The sequence below is a fragment of the Allobosea sp. GW822-FHT05A11 genome (assembly GCF_058800455.1).
The window spans coordinates 171,475-190,029 of the sequence record NZ_JBXAMI010000009.1; the positions used below are offsets into that span (position 1 = coordinate 171,475).

Annotated in this window: 18 protein-coding genes and 1 tRNA gene; 7 read left to right on the forward strand and 12 right to left on the reverse strand. The window is 68.1% G+C overall.

Features of this window, described 5'->3' with window-relative positions:
- Positions 1-57 precede the first annotated feature (57 nt).
- Positions 58-1,674: an AMP-binding protein gene (locus AC1RLU_RS25850; protein ID WP_492798946.1), complete on the forward strand. Its 1,617-nt coding sequence runs from the start codon at positions 58-60 to the stop codon at positions 1,672-1,674.
- Here AC1RLU_RS25850 and AC1RLU_RS25855 read toward each other — a convergent pair.
- The 4 genes from AC1RLU_RS25855 to AC1RLU_RS25870 form a co-directional block, all read right to left on the reverse strand.
- Positions 1,643-2,794, reverse strand: a complete 1,152-nt coding sequence (locus AC1RLU_RS25855; protein WP_492798925.1) for a GNAT family N-acetyltransferase — start codon at positions 2,792-2,794, stop codon at positions 1,643-1,645. The genes AC1RLU_RS25850 and AC1RLU_RS25855 overlap by 32 nt on opposite strands.
- Positions 2,795-2,904: 110 nt before the next feature.
- Positions 2,905-4,002: a CobW family GTP-binding protein gene (locus tag AC1RLU_RS25860; RefSeq protein WP_492798926.1), complete on the reverse strand. Its 1,098-nt coding sequence runs from the start codon at positions 4,000-4,002 to the stop codon at positions 2,905-2,907.
- Positions 4,003-4,016: 14 nt separating this feature from the next.
- On the reverse strand, positions 4,017-4,928 hold the full coding sequence (locus AC1RLU_RS25865) for a DMT family transporter (RefSeq protein ID WP_492798927.1): 912 nt from the start codon (positions 4,926-4,928) through the stop codon (positions 4,017-4,019).
- A gap of 7 nt (positions 4,929-4,935) precedes the next feature.
- Positions 4,936-6,498, reverse strand: a complete 1,563-nt coding sequence (locus AC1RLU_RS25870; protein WP_492798928.1) for a D-alanyl-D-alanine carboxypeptidase family protein — start codon at positions 6,496-6,498, stop codon at positions 4,936-4,938.
- A gap of 215 nt (positions 6,499-6,713) precedes the next feature.
- Between AC1RLU_RS25870 and AC1RLU_RS25875 the strand changes: the two genes are divergently transcribed.
- The 3 genes from AC1RLU_RS25875 (at position 6,714) to AC1RLU_RS25885 (ending at position 10,209) form a co-directional block, all read left to right on the forward strand.
- The gene (locus AC1RLU_RS25875) at positions 6,714-7,619 is read left to right on the forward strand and encodes an EamA family transporter (protein WP_492798929.1); all 906 of its coding nucleotides are present in this window, start codon (positions 6,714-6,716) and stop codon (positions 7,617-7,619) included.
- Positions 7,620-7,757: 138 nt separating this feature from the next.
- Positions 7,758-8,927: an acetyl-CoA acetyltransferase gene (locus tag AC1RLU_RS25880; RefSeq protein WP_492798930.1), complete on the forward strand. Its 1,170-nt coding sequence runs from the start codon at positions 7,758-7,760 to the stop codon at positions 8,925-8,927.
- Between the two features lie 73 nt (positions 8,928-9,000).
- Positions 9,001-10,209: an MFS transporter gene (locus AC1RLU_RS25885; RefSeq protein ID WP_492798931.1), complete on the forward strand. Its 1,209-nt coding sequence runs from the start codon at positions 9,001-9,003 to the stop codon at positions 10,207-10,209.
- Position 10,210: 1 nt separating this feature from the next.
- Here the strand turns inward: AC1RLU_RS25885 and AC1RLU_RS25890 are convergent, their stop codons facing one another.
- Positions 10,211-10,483: a BolA family protein gene (locus tag AC1RLU_RS25890; RefSeq protein WP_061971418.1), complete on the reverse strand. Its 273-nt coding sequence runs from the start codon at positions 10,481-10,483 to the stop codon at positions 10,211-10,213.
- Between the two features lie 159 nt (positions 10,484-10,642).
- Between AC1RLU_RS25890 and AC1RLU_RS25895 the strand changes: the two genes are divergently transcribed.
- Entirely contained in the window at positions 10,643-11,197 is a 555-nt protein-coding gene (locus tag AC1RLU_RS25895) for a J domain-containing protein (RefSeq protein WP_342028493.1), read from the forward strand.
- Positions 11,198-11,209: 12 nt separating this feature from the next.
- Here the strand turns inward: AC1RLU_RS25895 and AC1RLU_RS25900 are convergent, their stop codons facing one another.
- The 5 genes from AC1RLU_RS25900 to AC1RLU_RS25920 all read right to left on the reverse strand — a co-directional run bounded on the left by AC1RLU_RS25900 (position 11,210) and on the right by AC1RLU_RS25920 (position 16,279).
- Entirely contained in the window at positions 11,210-13,198 is a 1,989-nt protein-coding gene (locus AC1RLU_RS25900; RefSeq protein ID WP_492798932.1) for a methylmalonyl-CoA mutase family protein, read from the reverse strand.
- A gap of 164 nt (positions 13,199-13,362) precedes the next feature.
- Complete coding sequence (locus AC1RLU_RS25905; RefSeq protein WP_492798933.1) at positions 13,363-14,280, reverse strand: cell wall hydrolase; 918 nt, start codon at positions 14,278-14,280, stop codon at positions 13,363-13,365.
- 313 nt (positions 14,281-14,593) lie between these two features.
- Complete coding sequence (locus AC1RLU_RS25910) at positions 14,594-15,076, reverse strand: DUF1178 family protein (RefSeq protein WP_492798934.1); 483 nt, start codon at positions 15,074-15,076, stop codon at positions 14,594-14,596.
- Positions 15,077-15,129: 53 nt separating this feature from the next.
- Positions 15,130-15,387, reverse strand: coding sequence for a glutaredoxin 3 (gene grxC, locus AC1RLU_RS25915; protein ID WP_113584495.1), 258 nt, complete (start codon positions 15,385-15,387; stop codon positions 15,130-15,132).
- 28 nt (positions 15,388-15,415) lie between these two features.
- Positions 15,416-16,279, reverse strand: coding sequence for a ComF family protein (locus AC1RLU_RS25920; protein WP_492798935.1), 864 nt, complete (start codon positions 16,277-16,279; stop codon positions 15,416-15,418).
- 295 nt (positions 16,280-16,574) lie between these two features.
- Between AC1RLU_RS25920 and AC1RLU_RS25925 the strand changes: the two genes are divergently transcribed.
- Positions 16,575-16,650, forward strand: a tRNA-Glu gene (locus tag AC1RLU_RS25925).
- Positions 16,651-16,750: 100 nt separating this feature from the next.
- Positions 16,751-16,933 carry a DUF6538 domain-containing protein gene (locus AC1RLU_RS25930; RefSeq protein ID WP_492798936.1) on the forward strand — a complete coding sequence of 61 codons (183 nt, stop codon included), beginning with the start codon at positions 16,751-16,753 and terminating at the stop codon, positions 16,931-16,933.
- A gap of 166 nt (positions 16,934-17,099) precedes the next feature.
- Here the strand turns inward: AC1RLU_RS25930 and pcaG are convergent, their stop codons facing one another.
- Together pcaG and pcaH are read right to left on the reverse strand one after the other, a co-directional pair.
- Positions 17,100-17,816: a protocatechuate 3,4-dioxygenase subunit alpha gene (pcaG, locus tag AC1RLU_RS25935; RefSeq protein ID WP_492798937.1), complete on the reverse strand. Its 717-nt coding sequence runs from the start codon at positions 17,814-17,816 to the stop codon at positions 17,100-17,102.
- On the reverse strand, positions 17,800-18,519 hold the full coding sequence (pcaH, locus tag AC1RLU_RS25940; protein ID WP_492798938.1) for a protocatechuate 3,4-dioxygenase subunit beta: 720 nt from the start codon (positions 18,517-18,519) through the stop codon (positions 17,800-17,802). Before pcaH ends, pcaG begins: the two co-directional genes overlap by 17 nt.
- Between the last annotated feature and the right edge of the window lie 36 nt (positions 18,520-18,555).

Sequence of the window (18,555 nt, forward strand, 5' to 3'; positions counted from 1 at the left end):
TGACAGCCGGGAGCGGCCTGCCTATCGTGCCGCGCCTCCCACCGGACGTTTATTTTGATCCTGCCAGACCTGACCGATTACGCTGCGCTGCGCGAGCGCTTCCGCTGGCGCATTCCGGAACGCTACAACATCGCCGTCGACGTCTGCGACCGCTGGGCCGCCGCAGAGCCTGACCGCCCGGCCATCATCGAGGTGTCGCAGGACTGGCAGGCGAGTCCGGTCAGCTTCGGCTGGCTGCGCGAGCATTCGAACCGATTGGCCAATGCTCTGCGGGCGCGTGGCGTCGGTCGTGGCGACCGTATCGCCATCCTGCTGCCGCAGGGGCGAGCGGTGCTAACGGCGCATCTCGCCGCCTACAAGCTCGGCGCCATCGCTGTGCCCCTGGCGGCGCTGTTCGGCGTCGATGCGCTCGCCTATCGTCTCACCGACTCGGCTGCGAAGGTCGTGGTGACCAATGCCGCTGGGCTGGCGAAGCTCGGTCAGATCGCTCAGCCGCTGCCGGAGCTCGGCTTACGCATCTCCACTGATGGCGCCGATGGCGGGGTGGAGAGCTGGGACGCGCTGCTGGCGGAAAGCGATCCTGATTTCACAGTCGTCGAGACCACGCCGGACGATCCGGCGCTGATGATCTACACCTCGGGTACGACAGGCAACCCGAAGGGCGCGCTGCATGGCCACCGCGTCCTACCCGGTCATCTGCCGGGCGTGCAGATGCCCCATGAATTCATGCCGCAGCCGGGCGATCTCGCCTGGACGCCGGCCGACTGGGCCTGGGCTGGCGGCCTGCTCAACATGCTGCTGCCGGCACTGCATTTCGGCGTCGCGGTCGTGGCGCGGCCGGTGACGCGGTTCGAGCCGGAGGAGGCCTACCGGCTGATCCAGGATCTCGGCATCCGCAACGCCTTCGTACCGCCGACCGCGCTCCGGATGATGCGCGGCGCCGGAAGCCCGCAGGGGCGCTGGCGCCTGAGCCTGCGCACGGTCGCCGCGGCCGGCGAGGCGCTCGGCGCCGAGACGCTGGAATGGGGGCGCGAGGCGCTTGGCCTCACCATCAACGAGGCCTATGGCCAGACCGAGTGCAATCTCGTGCTCGCCTCCAGCGCCGCGCTCGGCATCAGCCGCCCGGGCGCGATCGGGAAGGCGGTACCAGGCCATGAGGTCGCGATCATCCGGCCGGACGGCACGGTCTGCGCGCCTGGCGAGGAAGGCCAGATCGCGGTGCGCCGACCTGACCCGGTGATGTTCCTGGAATATTGGCGCAATCCGGAGGCGACGGCGGCGAAGTTCGTCGGCGACTGGATGACGACCGGCGACGAGGGCGTGCAGGACGAGGATGGCTATGTCCGCTTCATCGGCCGCGACGACGACGTCATCACCTCCTCGGGCTATCGCATCGGGCCGGGCGAGATCGAGGATTGCCTGCTGCGGCATCCGGCGGTGGCGCTGGCGGCGGCGGTCGGCAAGCCCGATCCGCTGCGGACCGAGATCGTCAAGGCCTTCGTCGTGCTGAAGCCCGATTATCGCGGCTCGAAAGCCCTGGTCTCGGAGTTACAGAACTTCGTGCGGGCGCGGCTTTCGGCGCATGAATACCCGCGGGAGATCGCCTTCCGCGACGAGCTGCCGCTGACGACGACGGGCAAGATCATCCGTCGACTGCTGCGGGCCGAGGCCTGAACAGAGCGCGTCCGATCTTTTCGCGCATGCGGGCAGCGAGGTCGGCCGGCCGGCGCGCCGGCTGCTGGCGGCGCCAGGTGAGGCTGATCGTGCCGAAGGCCTCGTTGCGGGCGCCGAAGAGCGGCAGGCCGCCGGGCAGCAGGATCTGCCGCGAGGGCTGCGCCTTGCGCATCATGGCGAGCAGCATCGGCAGGGGCTCCAGCGCCGCGAAGGCCTCGTCGCCGACGCCGTGATAGAGCCAGCAGGAGGCGCCCTTTCCAAGCGTGAGCGCCGCTGCGATCGGCCGGTCGTCCAGCACCAGCACGGCGATCCGGCAGAGCCTCTGCCGGCCCAGATCGCGGCTCATGCTGCGCAGGAAGCCGACCTCGCGGGTGTCCTGCAGCGTTGCTTTGCCGGCCCGGCCGCGCGAGCCCGAGGCCTCGATCGCCAGCAGAATCTCGACGGCGTCACGCCGGTCCACCTGGTTCGTGGCTTCGGCAAGGATCAGGCGGCCCTTGTCCCGCAAGATCTCGTCGGAGGCGGCGATGCGGGCAGTGGGTGGCAGCTCGAGCCTGCGGCCGATGAGCGGCTGCCAACTGACCGTCACGCCATGGCCACCGGCGACGCGCGCGAGCGCGGTGGCGAAGGCGCCCGCGGGATCGATTCCCGAGAGAGAGAACGCCCCTGTGGCATGGCTGCGGCCGCGCCAGTCACGCAGGAAAGCGGCCAGAGCAGGCGCGGCGAAGCTGCGGTCGAGCAGCGGCGTGCCGTTCAGCAGGCGCGGATCGGCGAAGCCTTCCAGCGTATCGGACGCGAAGATATGGCGCTGCGTCCGGCAGGGAATGAGCCCAACGAGACGGCGCTGCGCCGAGCCCGGGCCGCCCTGCCAGAGCAGCATCAGCTCGACGTCACGGAAGGAGATGAGATGCTGGGCGGCTGCAAGCGCGAAGCCCGGTTCGAGGCAGGGATTGGCTTCAAGGGCGCGGCTTGCGAGGTCGGCCCATTCGTGGCGGATGCTTTCGCAGGCGGCGAGCGCGCGCAGCTCGCTGTAGACCGCCGCATCCGGGTGGGGAAGCGGCGGGCATGGCCGGGCTGCGGTCGCGGTGCCGTCGGTCGCTGCCAGAGCCGTGATCGTGCTCATCTGCCCGTACCCTCGCTGGATCGTTCCGGCGCGTTGCTGTGCCGGAATGGCAAGGCACGCGGGCGCGCCTCATCCATCAGGGGTTTGGGTTCAAGAAACGGGCCGACAGGTCAGGCGGGCTGCGGCTGCGCGGATGCCTGACCAAGGAAGGCGGACCAGAGCTTGCGCACGGTGTCCTCCTCGACGTCCTTGACGATCAGGACGAGGCGGGAGCGGTGGTCCGCATCCGGCCAGGCATCGAGCTGGATTGGCGGATGCAGGATCTGCTGGACGGCATGGACGAGCAGGGGGCGACCGGGCTCGCCGGCGATGTCCACCAGCCCCTTCAAGCGCAACAGGCGCGGGCCGTGGATCGAGCGCAGCAGGGTCCAGAACAGGTCGAAGGTGGTGCGGGCGACTGGTTGCTCCGCGGTCAGGACGAAGGCGCGGATCGAGGCGTCGTGGCGGTTGACGTCATGCGGGTCCTGACGATCGCCATGGTCGTGCCCATGATGGTGGTGATCGTGGTCGTGATGATGGTGGTGGCCGGGCAATGCGTCTTCGGCCAGCCAGTGGCGCAGGGCATGGGGCTGTTGCGCGAGATCGTAGAGACCGGCGCCGATCAGGTCGGTGGCGGGGGCGTCCGGCCGCAGGACGGCGATGCCCGGATTGAGCCCGTCGAGACGCTCGCGCAGGACGGCCAGGCTCCCCGATGCGGCGAGCTCGGTCTTGGTCAGGACGAGCCGGTCGGCGGCGACGACCTGGCGCCGCGCCTCCTCATGCGCATCGAGCGTCGCCATGCCGTTGACCGCGTCGACCAGCGTGACGACGCCGTCGAGCCGGAAGCGCATCGCGAGATAGGGGTGGTTGATCAGGACGTTCAGGATCGGCGCGGGGTCGGCGAGGCCGGTCGTCTCGATGACGAGGCGCGAGAAGGGCGCGATGCGACCGTTGTCGCGTCCGCGCAGCAGGTCCTCCAGCGTGACGATGAGATCGTCGCGGATGGTGCAGCAGAGGCAGCCGGATTCGAGGAGGATCATGTTCTCCTCGACGCCCTCGATCATCAGGTGATCGAGGCCGATCTCGCCGAATTCGTTGACGAGCACGAGCGTGCCGGCGAGCGCCGGGTCCTTCAGCAGGCGGTTCAGCAAAGTGGTCTTGCCGGCGCCGAGGAAGCCGGTCAGCAGGGTGAGCGGAACGGGGAGGGGGCGGGCAGGGTCGCCGGTCATGGATCGCTGAGCCTTTAGGCAGGCACGGTGCTCCGCCTCGTTTGTTCTAATATTACATTAGTGGCGATGGCGGCGATGACAAGGGCGCAGCCGGCATATTGCAGCGGGCCCAGCCGCTCAGTGAGCACGACGGCGGCGATGATGACGGCGAAGACCGGCTCGGCGCAGAAGGCAAGCCCGGCCGGGCCCGGCGCGATGCGGGCGAGCGCCAGGATCTGGAACAGGAAGCCGACGACATAGCCGCCATAGGTGACGGCGACGGCGATCGGCGCGAGCAGGAAGGTCTGTGGCAGCAGGAAGCCGCCGGTCGCCAGCAGCACCAGCGCCGCGACCGGCAGGATGACGACATGCGACCAGAACAGTTTGGGCAGGGTCGGCGTCTCCGCGCAGCGGGCAGCGGCGAAGAACTGCGCGGCCGCACTGAGGCTCGCCAGCATCGCGAGCGCCAGGCCGCGCGGATCGAGCCCATGCAGGTCAGGCCCGACGACGAGGGCGATGCCGAGAAAAGCTGCGAGGGCGACCGCCAGCCTGTCGGCGCGGAAGGGGGCAGGGGTCAGAACCGGCTCTGCCAGGACGATCAGGATCGGAAAGGTGTAGAACACCACCGCCGCGACCGAGACGGGCACGAAGGCGACCGATGAGAGATAGGCGATGCCGACCAGCGCCGTCGCCAGGCCGAAGAGCAGCACGGGCTGCCGCTCGCCGTGCCGCAGGGCCAGCGATCCACGCCAGAAGAAGGCGGCACCGCCGACGAGGACGAGCATCAGGAAGACGCGGTAGAAGACGAGGAGCGGGCCGCTCAGGCCCGCCTGGCCGGCGATCTGGGCACTGACGATATTCGTGCCGAAGGCAGCGGCCGAAGCCAGCGCCAGGACGAATCCCCGGCGTTCGCTGGTTTGGTCCCGGTCAGGGCTGCCTGGGTTCAATCAGGCCTCAGGCGTCGTTGCCGGGCTTGGCCTTGGCTCCGGCTGCGGGCTTGGCCGCCGGCGGCTTCGCGGCAGCCTGGGAAGGCTTGGGCTTGGCCGGCAAGGTGCGGGCCGGCGGGGTCTTGAGCGGCTGGGCCTTTGCCGGCTGGGTCTTGGCGGCCTGCGCCTTGCGCGGGGCGGGCTTGATGCCGGCCGCCGCGCCGGGACGCAGGCTCGCGGCATTGGCGGCGCCGGGCCGGACGGCGCCCTGGAGGCGCAGCGGGCCGCCTTCGAAGGCATCGGTCGAGGGCTGGACCGGCGCGCTTGCGGGCGCGAAGGCGGTTGTGCCGCGCGGGATCGCGCCGTTGCTCGAAGCGGTGCGACGGGTCGGGGGAATGGCGAGGCCGGCGGCGACCGGAGCATCCGGCTCGATCGTCGGGGTACCGCGGGCGACGCGCGAGCTCGGCTGCGCCGTGGCATTGGCGGCGAGCGGGGCGGAAGCGGAGCCCGGCGAGCGGCCGAAGGAGACCTGGATCGGGGAGACCTGGGCGCGCGGGCCCAGCGTGATGCGTCCGCGCGGAGAACGGCTCGCGACCGGTGCGGCTGATTGGGTGGTGAAGGCCGTCGCAAAGCGCCCGCCATCGGCGTCGTTGCCGCTACTGGCGGAGGCTGCGGCCGAGATCGGGCCGGAGAGATCGGCATCGTCAGCCAGCGCGGCCCCGCCGCCGCGATGGCGCACGTCGTCGCAGATATTGGGTGCGCGGGTGCCGCTCGGCGGCATCGAGGCGACGCTGTAGCCGGTGCCGCCCCAGGAGGCGAAGCCCGCATCGAGAAGCTGGGCTGCCTGCACCGTCCGCTCGGCGCCGGAAAGCGAGCCCAGCACCACGGCGATGAGCGTGCGCCCGCCGCGGTTCGCCGTCGCGACCACGTTGAAGCCGGAGGCGCAGGTGAAGCCGGTCTTCATGCCGCTGATGCCGGAATAGCGCCCAACCAGCCCGTTGGTGTTGTGCATCACCTGCTTGCCGAGCTGCACGGCCGGGGTGCCCCAGTAATCGGAATAATCAGAGAAATCATGCATCAGCGCCATGGCGAGCACGGCGAGGTCGCGGGCGCTGGTCTGCTGGTCCGGATTGTCCCAGCCATTGGGGTTGACGAAGCGGGTATCGCGCATGCCGAGGCGCTGCGCCTCTGCATTCATCATGGCGACGAAGCTCGGAACGTCGCCACCGACGCCCTCGGCCACGACATAGGCGATGTCGTTGGCCGATTTCACCATCATGATGCGCAAAGCGTTGTCGAGCGTGATCTCCGACCCCGGCTTTGCATAGACCTTCACGCGCGGTTGGCTGGCGGCGAGCTTCGAGACCGGGATAGCGGTCTCCAGGCTCAAACGCCCTTCCCGCACCGCCTTCAGCGCGAGATAGATCGTCATCATCTTGGTCGTGGAGGCCGGGCGCCAGGCCTGGTTCGCATTCTCGCTCGACAGCACGGCACCGCTTGAGGCGTCGATGACGATGCTGGTTCCGGCATAAGCCGGCCCCGTCAGGACGGCTCCGAGGGCGAGGGCGGCTGCGAGGCGGGAAGCGATCATCGGGCGGGTCTGAACCTGTCTTGCTCGGAGCGGTCTTGCGGATAGCTTGGCCAGTGACGACGGCGCACGGTTCAACGCGATGCATGCGGCAATTTCGAGACGGCCGCCACAATCGCCCGCCCGTGAATGCATACCTACCCCTTGCGCAGCGATTTGCCTAGCTGCGGCGGGCGGTCCACAAGCGACGCCTCCTTCGCTTTTCTAGGGCTTGTCGCGTGGCTTTCGGCCTTCTCTGGATACCGGCGACCATCATCGCCTCGCTCTTGCAGACCGCGCGCAACCTGGCGCAGCGCTCGCTCACCGAAACCATTGGCGTCGTCGGGGCGACGCAGGTCCGCTTCCTGTTCGGCCTGCCCTTCGCGATGCTATTCCTGGCGCTCGCCTGCCTCGGCCTGCAACGATTGCCCCCGGAGATCGGCATGGCCTCGTTCGGCTATACGCTTTGGGGGGCGCTGACGCAGATCGCCGCCACCGCGCTGATGCTGGCAGCGATGCGCGAGCGCTCCTTCGCGGTGACGACGGCCTATACCAAGACCGAGCCGGTGCAGGTCGCGCTGTTCGGTGCGGCGCTGCTCGGCGATGCGCTGACGCCGATGAAGTTCCTGGCGATCGCGATCGCGACGGCCGGCGTGATCGTGGTGTCGTGGAAGCCCGGCGAGAAACTGACGCGCGCAGGCCTGCGGCCGGCGGTGCTCGGCATCGTCTCCGGAGCTTTCTTCGCGCTCTCGGCGATCGGCTTCCGCGGTGGCATCCAGGCCCTGCCGGAAGGCGAGTTCCTGATCCGCGCCTCCACGATCCTCGTGCTTGGCCTCGGGCTCCAGACGCTGGTGCTGGTCGTCTACATGCTGGTCGCCGACCGGCAGGCGCTGGTCCTCAGCCTGAAGAGCTGGCGCCGCTCGCTCTCGGCTGGCTTCCTCGGCGCGGCCGCCTCGCAGTTCTGGTTCATCGGCTTCTCGCTGACGACCGCGGCCAATGTCCGGACGCTGGCGCTGATCGAGGTGCCGCTGGCGCAGATCGCCTCGCGCAAGCTGTTCGCGGAGGGCACCAGCCGGCGCGAGATGCTGGGCATGGCGATGATCGTTGGCGGCGTCGGGCTGCTGCTCTCGCTGGCGTTGCGATGAGCGGGCGGGGCCGCTAGTGCTGGAGGCAGAAGCCCTGCCAGCCGATCCGTGCACGGCCACCATGCGCGGATACCGGCTTGCTCGATCCGGCAGGGCTGCCAAGATAACGTGTAGCTGCACAGTAAGGGAGATTTCGCCATGAGCGCTGCAATCGTCGGCTGGGCCCATACACCGTTCGGCAAGCAGGATGCCGAGACCGTCGAAAGCCTGATCGTGCGGGTGGCGGTCGAGGCCCTGGTCGATGCCGGCATCACCGCCGACGATGTCGACGAGATTGTGCTCGGCCATTACAACGCCGGCTTCTCGGCTCAGGACTTTACCGCGTCGCTGGTGCTCCAGGCCGATCCGGCGCTGCGCTTCAAGCCGACGACCCGCGTCGAGAATGCCTGCGCTACCGGCTCTGCCGCGGTGCATCAGGGCGTGCGCGCGATCAAGGCGGGGGCGGCCAAGGTGGTACTCGTCGTCGGCGTCGAGCAGATGACCAAGACGCCCGGCCCCGAGATCGGCAAGAACCTGCTCAAGGCCTCCTACCTGCCGGAAGATAGCGAGGTGCAGGGCGGCTTCGCCGGCGTCTTCGGCAAGATCGCGGCGGCCTATTTCCAGCGCCATGGCGACCAGTCGGACGCGCTCGCGATGATCGCGGCGAAGAACCACAAGAATGGCGTCGACAACCCCTACGCCCAGATGCGCAAGGACCTCGGCTATGCCTTCTGCCGCGAGGAGAGCGAGAAGAACCCCTATGTCGCCGGGCCGCTGAAGCGCACCGACTGCTCGCTGGTCTCGGACGGCGCCGCCGCGCTGGTTCTGGCCGACGAGGAGACCGCGCTCAGGATGCGCCGCGCCGTCGGCTTCCGCGGCATGGCCCATGTCCAGGACTTCCTGCCGATGTCGAAGCGCGACATCCTGAAATTCGAGGGCGGCGCGCTCGCCTGGAAACAGGCGCTGGCCAAGGCGAACGTGACGCTCGACGATCTCTCCTTCGTCGAGACGCATGACTGCTTCACCGTCGCCGAGCTGATCGAATACGAGGCGATGGGCCTGACCAAGGAAGGCGATGGCGCCCGCGCGATCAAGGAAGGCTGGACCCAGAAGGACGGCAAGCTGCCGGTCAACGTGTCCGGCGGCCTCAAGGCCAAGGGCCACCCGATCGGCGCGACCGGCGTCTCCATGCATGTGCTTTCCGCCATGCAGCTCACCGGGGAGGCGCCGGAGGGCATGCAGCTCAGCGAGCCGCGCCTCGGTGGCATCTTCAACATGGGCGGGGCTGCGGTCGCCAACTACGTCTCCGTGCTCGAACGGATCAAGTGAGGCCGGCTTCCAGGCCAGGACGAGCCCGGAAAGCAGGCTTGCGGCACAGTCCGCCGGATGAAGGCGGATTGTCGTGACGAGCTTCTTGGTCCTGCTGCTGGCCTATATCCTGAGCCAGTTCTTCCGCTCGTTCCTGGCGGTGATCTCCGGGGACCTGACGCGAGACCTCGGCCTCGACCAGGGCCAGCTCGGCAGCCTGCAGGCCGCCTGGCTGATCGCCTTCGCGCTCACGCAATTCCCGGTCGGTTATGCACTCGACCGGATCGGCCCGCGGCGGACGCTGGCAGGGTTCCTCCTGGTGGCCTTCGCCGGGACGGTGATCTTCGGCCTGTCGCGCGGCTATCTCTCCGCCCTGACGGCGCTCGCGCTGATCGGGATCGGCTGCGCGCCGATCCTGATGTCCGGCTTCTATCTGGCTGCGCGGCTCTATTCGCCCCGGCATTTCGCCACGATGTCATCCTTCCTGATCGGGTTCGGCTGCATCGGTGATCCGCTGAGCGGCGCGCCGCTCGCCTATTTCCTGGCGGCCTATGGTTGGCGCGCGACGGTGTTCGGCCTTGCCGGAATCGTGGCGCTGACGGCCCTGCTCGTGGTGCTGCTGCTGAAAGACCCGCCGCCGCTGCCTGGCGCCGCGCAACAGCATGTCTCGCTGCTCGGCGGGATCAAGCAGATCGTGGTGAAACGGCCGCTCTGGCTGATCTTCCCCTTCACCTTCGTGAGCTACGGCGTCACGATCTCGATCCGGGGCTTGTGGATCGCGCCCTATCTCCAGACGGTGCACGGCTTCGACCTCGCTGCCACGAGCTATGCTGCGATGACCATGGGCGGCTTTATCGCGGCGGGTGCGCTCCTGGTGCTGCCGCTCTATCGGCGGATCGGCGCCAAGCCCACGGTCATCGCCTGTGCGGTGACCGTCGCCCTTGCGTGTTTCTCGCTGGCTCTGTGGGGCGAGGCATCGCCCCGCCTTGCGGTCGGCCTGCTGCTCGTCATCGGCCTGTTCGGCGTCACCTATGCCGTGGTGATGGCGCATGCGCGCGCCTTCATGTCGTCCCAGGAGATCGGCCGCGGCGTCACCTTCATGAATTTCGTCTTCATGGGTGGGGCGGGCGTGATGCAGTGGCTCTCGGGACGCTTGGTGAACGCTCTCGACGGGCGCGGCTACGATGCACAGGCGACCTTTGGCTGGCTGTTCGTCTTCATGGGCGCGATGCTCGCCGTGACGCTGGCCATCTATATCGCCGCACCGGCGGAGCCCAAGGCCGTCGTCCCTGCGGGAACCTAGCTCAGCCTTCGCCCGGAGCCTTCGCCGCGATCGCCAGGGCGTGCACGCGGTCGGCCAGTTCCTGCGCCAGTGCCGCGTTGACGAGGCGGTGGCGTTCGAGCCGGCTCTTGCCAGCGAAGGCCTCCGACACGATATCGACCCTGAAATGAGTCTCGCCGCCCTCGCGCCAGCCGCCATGGCCCTGATGCTGGTGCGATTCGTCGATCACCCTGAGCGCCTGTGGCGCAAAGGCCGCGGTCAGCTTTTGCGTGATTCTTTCGCTGATTGAGGTCATGATCGCGCCACCGTTACCATGATTGTTCTGTCGGTTCGGCGATGTGCTGCATCGCACTTGCCGGCCCTAGCCCTTGCGTCTCATAACCCGTCGACGATGAACATCAACTCTCGCCTTTTCGACAGCATCAGGATCGGAGCTTCCGAGGCGGAAGCGCCCGTGGAAAGCGATGCGCCGCGTTGCAGCCATCCGGGCTGCGCCCGCACGGGCGAGTTCCGGGCGCCGAAGGGCCGCGGCCGCGAAGGCCAGTTCTTCCTGTTCTGCATGGAGCATGTGAAGGCCTATAACGCGACCTACAACTATTTCGCGGGCATGGATGACGATGCGCTCGCCGCTTACGCCAAGCAGGAGGAGATCGGCCATCGGCCGACCTGGAAGCTCGGCGTCAACTCCAAGGCGGCGCGGATGTCGCAGCGCGGGCGCAAGGCCAACGGCGAGGCCGCTGCCGACATGCACGATGCCTTCAACCTGTTCGGCGCCCGGAACAAGCAGCAGGCGGCCCAGCCGGAATCGCGCGTCGGCATCGTGGCGCGCAAGGCGCTGGATACGCTCGGCCTCGACGACACCGCCGATTCCGCCGCGATCAAGGCGCGCTACAAGGAACTGGTGAAGCGCTTCCACCCGGATGCCAATGGCGGGGATCGCTCGCGCGAGGGCACGCTTCAGGAGATCCTGAAGGCTTACCAGCAGCTGAAGAGCGTGGGGATGGTCTGAGCGGGATGAGGCTCACCTTTGTTTCGCCGCCAGCCCCGCGACATCGGCGATGATGCCGTCCAGCGCGAAATCCTTGGGCGTATAGACCCGCGCCACGCCCATGTTGCGCAAGGCGTTCTCGTCGTCGGGCGGAATGATGCCGCCGACCACGACCGGCACGTCCATCCCGGCGACGCGTAGACGCGCCGTGACGTCGCGGACCAATGGCAGATGCGAGCCCGAGAGAATCGAGAGCCCGATGATGTCAGCCTGCTGCTCGCGGGCTTCGCTGACGATCTCCTCCGGCGTCTGGCGGATGCCGCCATAGCTGACGCTCATCCCGGCATCGCGGGCGCGCACGGCGATCTGCTCGGCGCCGTTGGAATGGCCATCGAGGCCGGGCTTGCCGACGAGGAAGCGCGGCGCGCGACCGAGACGCTCGGTTGCCTTCTCCACGGCTGCCCTGGCGGTGGCGAGGCCGGTCGCATCGCCGAGCTTGGTCGTGTCGACGCCGGTGGGGGCGCGGTACTCGCCAAAGATCTCGCGCAGGGTCTGTGCCCATTCGCCGGTGGTGACGCCGGCCTTGGCGCAGGCGATCGAGGCCGGCATGACATTGCGGTTCTCGCGGGCGCTGGCGGCGAGTTCGGTCAGCGCCGCCTCGGCCGCCTTGGCATCGCGGGCCGAGCGCCAGGCCTTGAGCCGGGCGATCGCCTCGGTCTCGACCGAATCCGGCACGGTGACGACGTTGCCCTCGCCGGCCGAGAGCGGGGAAGGCTCGCTGTTGGTGAACTTGTTGACGCCGACGACGACCTGCTCGCCACGCTCGATCGCCTCGATGCGGCGGGCACCGTTCTCGACCAGTGCCTGCTTCATGTAGCCGCTCTCGACGGCGGCGAGCGCGCCGCCCATGTCGTCGATCTTCGCCAGTTCCTCCAGCGCTGCGGCCTTGAGCTCGTGCACCTTGGCGTCGACCACGGTCGAGCCGTCGAAGATGTCGCCGAATTCGAGCAGGTCCGTCTCATAGGCGAGGACCTGCTGCATGCGCAGCGACCATTGCTGGTCGAAAGGGCGGGGCAGGCCGAGCGCCTCGTTCCAGGCCGGGAGCTGCACCGCCCGCGCGCGCGCCTTCTTGGACAGCGTCACGGCGAGCATCTCGATCAGGATGCGGTAGACGTTGTTCTCCGGTTGCGGCTCGGTCAGCCCGAGCGAATTGACCTGCACGCCATAGCGGAAGCGCCGCATGGCCTCGTCCGCAATGCCATAGCGGCCGAGCGTGATCTCGTCCCAGAGCTCGACGAAAGCCCGCATCTTGCAGAGCTCGGTGACGAAGCGCATCCCGGCATTCACGAAGAAGGAGACGCGCCCGACCGTGCCGGGGAACTCTTCCGCCGAGACCTCAGGACGGGCGCGGATCGAATCGAGCAGGGCGATGGCCGTCGCCAGCGCGAAGGACAATTCCTGCACCGGCGAGGCGCCGGCCTCCTGCAGGTGGTAGGAGCAGACGTTCGTCGGATTCCATTTCGGCAGTTCGCTGGCCGTGAATACGACGATGTCGGTGGTGAGCTGCATCGACGGGCGCGGCGGGAAGACATAGGTGCCGCGCGACAGATATTCCTTGACGAGGTCGTTCTGGGTCGTGCCCTGCAGCAGCCTGCGGTCGGCGCCCTGCTCGTCGGCGACGGCGATATAGAGCGAGAGCAGCCAGGCTGCCGTCGCATTGATCGTCATCGAGGTGTTCATCTGCGCCAGCGGGATCTGGTCGAACAGGGCCCGCATGTCGCCGAGATGGGAGATCGGCACGCCGACCTTGCCGACCTCGCCACGGGCCAGCACGTGATCCGGGTCATAGCCGGTCTGCGTCGGCAGGTCGAAGGCGACGGAGAGGCCGGTCTGGCCCTTGGCGAGATTGGTCCGGTAAAGCCTGTTGGACTCCGCCGCATCGGAATGGCCGGCATAGGTCCGGAAGATCCACGGCTTGTCGCGCTGGGCCGTTTCCCGGCCGCCTTGGTCCGTCGCGGTCATGGCGTCTCCCCGTATTGCAGAGCAATCTGAATGTTGCACTGCGGCGAAGATAACGCCAGAGCTGCGGCTGTGTCCCCTGCGACGTTAGGCTGACGGCGCCTCGGGCCGCTCGCGCGGTTCCTCAGGATAAGGATTGTGAGGGGCAGCAGCAGGCTTGCGCGCGATTACCGCGAGGACAGGCTGCCCCTGATATCCGCCGTCCGCAGCAGCGCGACGCGGCGGTCGTCCTTCGGCGGGGCGACAAAGGCACGCAAGGGCGCCTTGGGCAGGTCGAGATCGAGCGGGCGGCCGGGCGGCAGGGGCGCGTTCTTGACCAGCGTCACGATCGGGTTCTCGAGCGCGGGCAGCTTCGGCGCGGGCGTCTCGGGCGCGAAGGCGAGCGGGGCCGAGGCGAAAGAGGCCGCGGTGGTTGCGGAAGAAGACGTCGTCGTGAGCGGCACGGAGGTGGTGGAGGCCGAGGCGAGCTGGACCGCCGGTTCCTCGATGCGGCGGCGCTCGGGACGCTCGCCCTTGACGTAGAAGGCGTTGCCGCCGGCCACGGTCACGTAGTGCATGTTCTTGTAGCCGAAGCGCAGGCCGGCCATGTGGAAGTGCTTGGCCGCGCCGACCGCATCGTTGCGGCGACCGTTGAGAATGTCCTCGGCGATAGCCTCGACCTTCGGCAGGACGTTATCCGTCATCGGCCGGGTCAGGACGCCGGCGGCGAACTGGCGCGGTGCTCCGACCACGCCGCAGATCGTCTCGGGGTATTTGGCCGATTCGACCCGGTTCATCACGACCGTGCCGACGCCGAGCAGGCCGGACTCGCTCGACCGGTTCGATTCGAAATACATCGCGCGGACGAGGCATTCCTTCTCGCGCGGATTGGCCTTGGCCAGCGCCACCGCATGCCTGCGCGCCTTGGCGGGCTCCTTCACTGCGGGAGCTGCGGCTGCGGAGGTTGCGGCCGTCTCGACCGGGGACATGCTGCAGGCGCCGAGAGCCGGAGCCGCCAGCGCAATCAGAAGCGGGATCGCCTTGCTGCCATGCCGGGATTTCTCACCGGAACGAAGACCATGCGCAGCGATCGCGGTCCGCTTCATGTGGCAACCTCCTGAATTCCGGACCCGTGATCGCCGAGGGCGGCAAACCGGTATTGCCGGCAAGGAACCGCGAATTCCTTAACAGAAAGTTAATCCGGGACGGAAGAGGGGAAGCGGGGCAGAGCGCCCCGAGGCGCCTTCCGGCGGGAGGGGCCCGACCGATAGCGCCTTGTTACAGAACGAAAAAATTTACGCCGTCGCGCCGAAAAATTTCATTCGGGCAGCCTCGCCCTGCATGTCGAAACCGCAATATCGGTACCGACGAAAGTCGCCACGAGCGCAGTTTTGTGATCGGAAACGACCGAGGGACGCTTCAGTTCCCCCAGCCGGGCAGGCGCGGCAACGGCAGGAACGCGACGCCCTCCTCATGCAGCATCCGGGCATCGTCCGGCGTCGCCTCGCCAAAGATGGCGCGCTCTTCCGCTTCCCCGTGATGGATCTTCAGCGCCTCGTCGGCGAAGCGCTTGCCGACATGCTCGGCGTTCTCGCTGACATGCCGGTGCAGTGCCGTCACCATCTCGCGGAAGGCCTGCTCCTTCTCGCTCATCAGCGCGACCGGCGCAGGCGCCGACGTCGCTGCTGCCGGGGCGGGAGTCTCCGCTACCGGCCCTGTCGCCTTCGGGCCGAGATCGGTGCGGGCGACATTGGGCGCCATGATCGCGCGCTCGATCTTCGCGCTGTTGCAGACCGGGCAGGTGACGAAGCCGCGCTTCGTCTGGTCCTCGAAGCTGGCCGAGGAGGCGAACCAGCTCTCGAATTCGTGGGCGCTGTCGCAGATGAGGGCGTAACGGATCATGTCGTCATAGATGGTGGCGGGAGGCCGCCAAGGCAACCGGGCCTGCCGGGGCGTCAGGCCGCCAGAAGCTTGTCGAGTTCGCCGCGGGCGTCGAGCGCATGGATATCGTCGGAACCGCCGACATGCTGCTCGCCGATGAAGATCTGCGGTACCGAGGTGCGCCCGCCGGCGCGCAGCGTCATGGCCTGGCGCAATTCCGGCTTGCCGTCGACGTCGATCTCGGTGAAGGCCACGCCCTTGCGCGCCAGCAGGGCCTTGGCCGCATGGCAATAGGGGCACCAGGGCGTGGTGTAGATCGTAACCGGCGGCATGAGGACGTGTCTCTCGTTGCGATGCCCCTCATGTAGTGCCTTCCCGGCCATCCGTCACGACCCGTGCGAAGGTCAGCACATCGACGGCGCTCGCGCCGGCCCGCAGCAGGGCGCGCGAGGCGGCATTGACCGTCGCGCCGGTGGTCAGCACGTCGTCGACCAGCAGGGCGCGCTGGCCTTCGACAAGTCCGCGCATCGCTGCCGGTATATGGAAAGCACCTTGCAGATTATCGGCGCGCTGGGCGCGCGTCAGCCCGACCTGCTGCCGGGTGCGTCTGATCCGGGTCAATGCCGTCGTGGCGAGCGGCAGCCCGGCCTCGCGGGCAACCACCTGTGCCAGGGCTGCGGCCTGGTTGAACCGCCGGTGCCAGAGCCGGGTCCGGTGGAGCGGCACCGGCAGGATCAGATCGGCATCGCCGATGAGCTCGCGACCGGCTTGCGTCATCATCCGGCCGAGCGTCAGCGAGAGTTCGACGCGGTCGCCGTATTTCAGGCGATGGACCAGTTCGCGCGCCGTGCCATCGAAGCGGCAGACGGCGCGCGCGCGGGCGAAGACGGGCGGATCGGCGATCGCAGCCGGCGAGAGCAGGCCGGGGCCGAGATCGACGGGAAACGGCGTGCCCAGCCGCTCGCAATAGGGCCGCTCGATGAAGCCGACGCCGCGCCAGCACGCCGGGCACAGCGCTTGTGCTTCTCCCGTGGCGGCCCGGCAGGCGATACAGGTCGGCGGGTAGACGATGCCGAGCAGGCCGAGCAGGCCCGTCCGAAGGGCGAGACGCGCGCGCTCCACGGAATCGCGCAGCGCCCCATTCGCCGATCGCGTGTGCCCCGTCACAAGCGCCTCGTCGGCGGTCGCCTCGCCAACCGGGGTTTCGATCTGCCACTCCGCCATGGGCGTGCCGCCATCCGACCGTCGAAGCCGGCGGGCTCATGCCGGCCAGGGTCGCCGCAGCATCAGGCTTCCTGCGCGGGAGGGCAACTGCGGACGAGACGGAGGATATCGGAAAACGCCGTTCTTCGGATGGTCGCGGCCGGCGGGCATCGCCGGATCGCCCCGTGGCTGTCGACGACCTGCACGGCTTTCCGCAGGGCACCGGGCGGTCCGGGCATCTTTAATGTGCTGACGATGCAAAAAGCTGTTGCGGTGCCGCGGCTGTCCGACTACACAGGCGCCCTCGGCCAGCGCTGCTCCCTTCGTCTAGCGGTCTAGGACGTCGCCCTCTCACGGCGAAAACAGGGGTTCGAGTCCCCTAGGGAGCGCCATTCGCCACCTAAGCCCTTGAAGGGCTTAAACTATCGAAAATTCAACGGTTTACTCGGGGCTGGGCTGTCATACATTTTGACATGCGCGAGCAGAGAAACCGTGGCCAGAGCGTCGTACCTGATCGCCCGCAACGGCAGGTTCTATTTCGATATGCGCGTGCCCGTGGGTGTGGCCGCAGCGTTCGGTTCCAAGACCATTCGGTTCAGCCTGCGGACCAATGAGCGTTCCAAGGCGCTGCGCCTCATGGGCAAGCACCTTGATCACTACATGGAGCGGTTTTGACGAGCTGCGACGCACCGCGAGTGCCGAGACTGCGTTTACGGGGAAAGTGGCGCGTTACGACCTGACCAGGCTCAGCGGCGTCGAGCTGGAGCGGCTGGTGACCGGCTATTTCCGGGATGCGGTCGAGCCGGCGGCAGCAAACCCTCCGCTCGACAGTGAGGATCACCTACAGATCGAAGAACACCGTCTCGCTCTCGCCGGCGAGGTTGATGTCGAGCCACCAGGTTCCGTCCGGCTTGCGCTGGGCGATCAGGGTGTGCCGGCGTGCCTCGGGCACCAGGGCGAGGATCGGGTCGGTCTCGTTGCCCTCGCCATCGGCGAAATAAAGCCTTGTCGGCAGGCGCTTCAGCAGGCCGCGGCCGAAGACCGAGAGCGCGACATGCGGCGCCTGCAGGCTGTTGCCGGGGCCGGGCACCCGGCCGGGGCGGATCGTGCGGAAGCGGTAGACGCCTTCCTTGTCGGTCGAGGCGCGGCCGAAGCCGACGAAATGCCGGTCGAGCGCCACATCCGCGCGATCGTCGTCCGGGCTGGCATAGCGGCCGTTCGCGTTCGCCTGCCAGATCTCGATCATTGCGTCCTCGATCGGCTTGCCGTCGGCATCGTAGACGTAGCCGGCGAGCGCGATGACCTCGCCCTCGGGTTGACCTGAGACGTTCGAGCCCGAGAGCAGGAAATGCTCCGGCGGTATCAGGTCTGGCCGCGCGCCCATCTCGGAGCGCTCGACCAGATCGGCGCCGCCCTTCCACGGCAGGCCGTAATGGAAATAGGGGCCGACCGTCTGCCACGGCGTCTGGCCGAAGATCGACGGGTCCTGGCTGTCCTGCCGCGGCGCGGCGTTGCGGGTTTCCAAATCCCCGCCGGAAGAGTCAGTGGTCGTCGTCATGGTCGTCCTCGAACGGCGTCTGGTCGCGGCCCTTGAGCACGATGTCGAAGACATAGCCCAGCGCCCAGTTCGGCACGGTGGTGCCGATATCGAAGCGCGAGACCATGCGCTGGCGATAGGGCATCGGCACGGCATTCGCGATCGGGTCGATCTCGATCAACGGATCGTCGGGGAAATACATCTGCGTGACCAGCCGCGTCGCGAAGGCGGGGCCGAGCAGCGAGAGATGGATATGGGCCGGGCGCCAGGCGTTCTTGTGGTTGCCCCAGGGATAGGCGCCGGGCCGGATCGTGACATAGCGATAGCGGCCCTGTTCGTCGGTGATCACGCGGCCGACGCCGGTGAAATTCGGATCGAGCGGCGCCGGCCAGTCGTCCTTGGCGTGGATGTAGCGGCCGGCGGCATTGGCCTGCCAGATCTCGACGACGGTGTTGGGCACGGGCCTTCCGTCCTCATCGAGCACGCGGCCGGTCACGACGATGCGCTGGCCCTGCGGCTCGGCCTTGTGCTGGGTGGTGAGGTCGGCCATCGCCGGCCCCATCAGGCGCGACCAGTCGCTAGGCCCGGTCACCTCCGTCAGCGTCTGCGGGATTGCGATCGGGGCCTGGCGCGGGCTGCGCGCCACGGTCGAGCGGTAATCCGGCGAGAGCGAGGCCGGCTGCCCGGCATCGAGCCCCGCATAGGGAAGGATCAGGCTGCTCATGCGGCTTCTCTCTCCTCAGCCATGGCTCGGCGCGGG

Bases quoted from the DNA above. Each gene is read 5' to 3' on its own strand.
- AC1RLU_RS25900 (WP_492798932.1), bottom strand. From the start codon at position 13,198: ATGACCGCGACGGACCAAGGCGGCCGGGAAACGGCCCAGCGCGACAAG.
- AC1RLU_RS25910 (WP_492798934.1), bottom strand. From the start codon at position 15,076: ATGATCCGTTACGCCCTCATCTGCGACAGCGCCCACGAATTCGAGAGC.
- AC1RLU_RS25855 (WP_492798925.1), bottom strand. From the start codon at position 2,794: ATGAGCACGATCACGGCTCTGGCAGCGACCGACGGCACCGCGACCGCA.
- AC1RLU_RS25920 (WP_492798935.1), bottom strand. From the start codon at position 16,279: ATGGCGGAGTGGCAGATCGAAACCCCGGTTGGCGAGGCGACCGCCGAC.
- grxC (WP_113584495.1), bottom strand. From the start codon at position 15,387: ATGCCGCCGGTTACGATCTACACCACGCCCTGGTGCCCCTATTGCCAT.
- AC1RLU_RS25870 (WP_492798928.1), bottom strand. From the start codon at position 6,498: ATGATCGCTTCCCGCCTCGCAGCCGCCCTCGCCCTCGGAGCCGTCCTG.
- AC1RLU_RS25860 (WP_492798926.1), bottom strand. From the start codon at position 4,002: ATGACCGGCGACCCTGCCCGCCCCCTCCCCGTTCCGCTCACCCTGCTG.
- pcaG (WP_492798937.1), bottom strand. From the start codon at position 17,816: ATGACGACGACCACTGACTCTTCCGGCGGGGATTTGGAAACCCGCAAC.
- pcaH (WP_492798938.1), bottom strand. From the start codon at position 18,519: ATGAGCAGCCTGATCCTTCCCTATGCGGGGCTCGATGCCGGGCAGCCG.
- AC1RLU_RS25880 (WP_492798930.1), top strand. From the start codon at position 7,758: ATGAGCGCTGCAATCGTCGGCTGGGCCCATACACCGTTCGGCAAGCAG.
- AC1RLU_RS25890 (WP_061971418.1), bottom strand. From the start codon at position 10,483: ATGACCTCAATCAGCGAAAGAATCACGCAAAAGCTGACCGCGGCCTTT.
- AC1RLU_RS25905 (WP_492798933.1), bottom strand. From the start codon at position 14,280: ATGAAGCGGACCGCGATCGCTGCGCATGGTCTTCGTTCCGGTGAGAAA.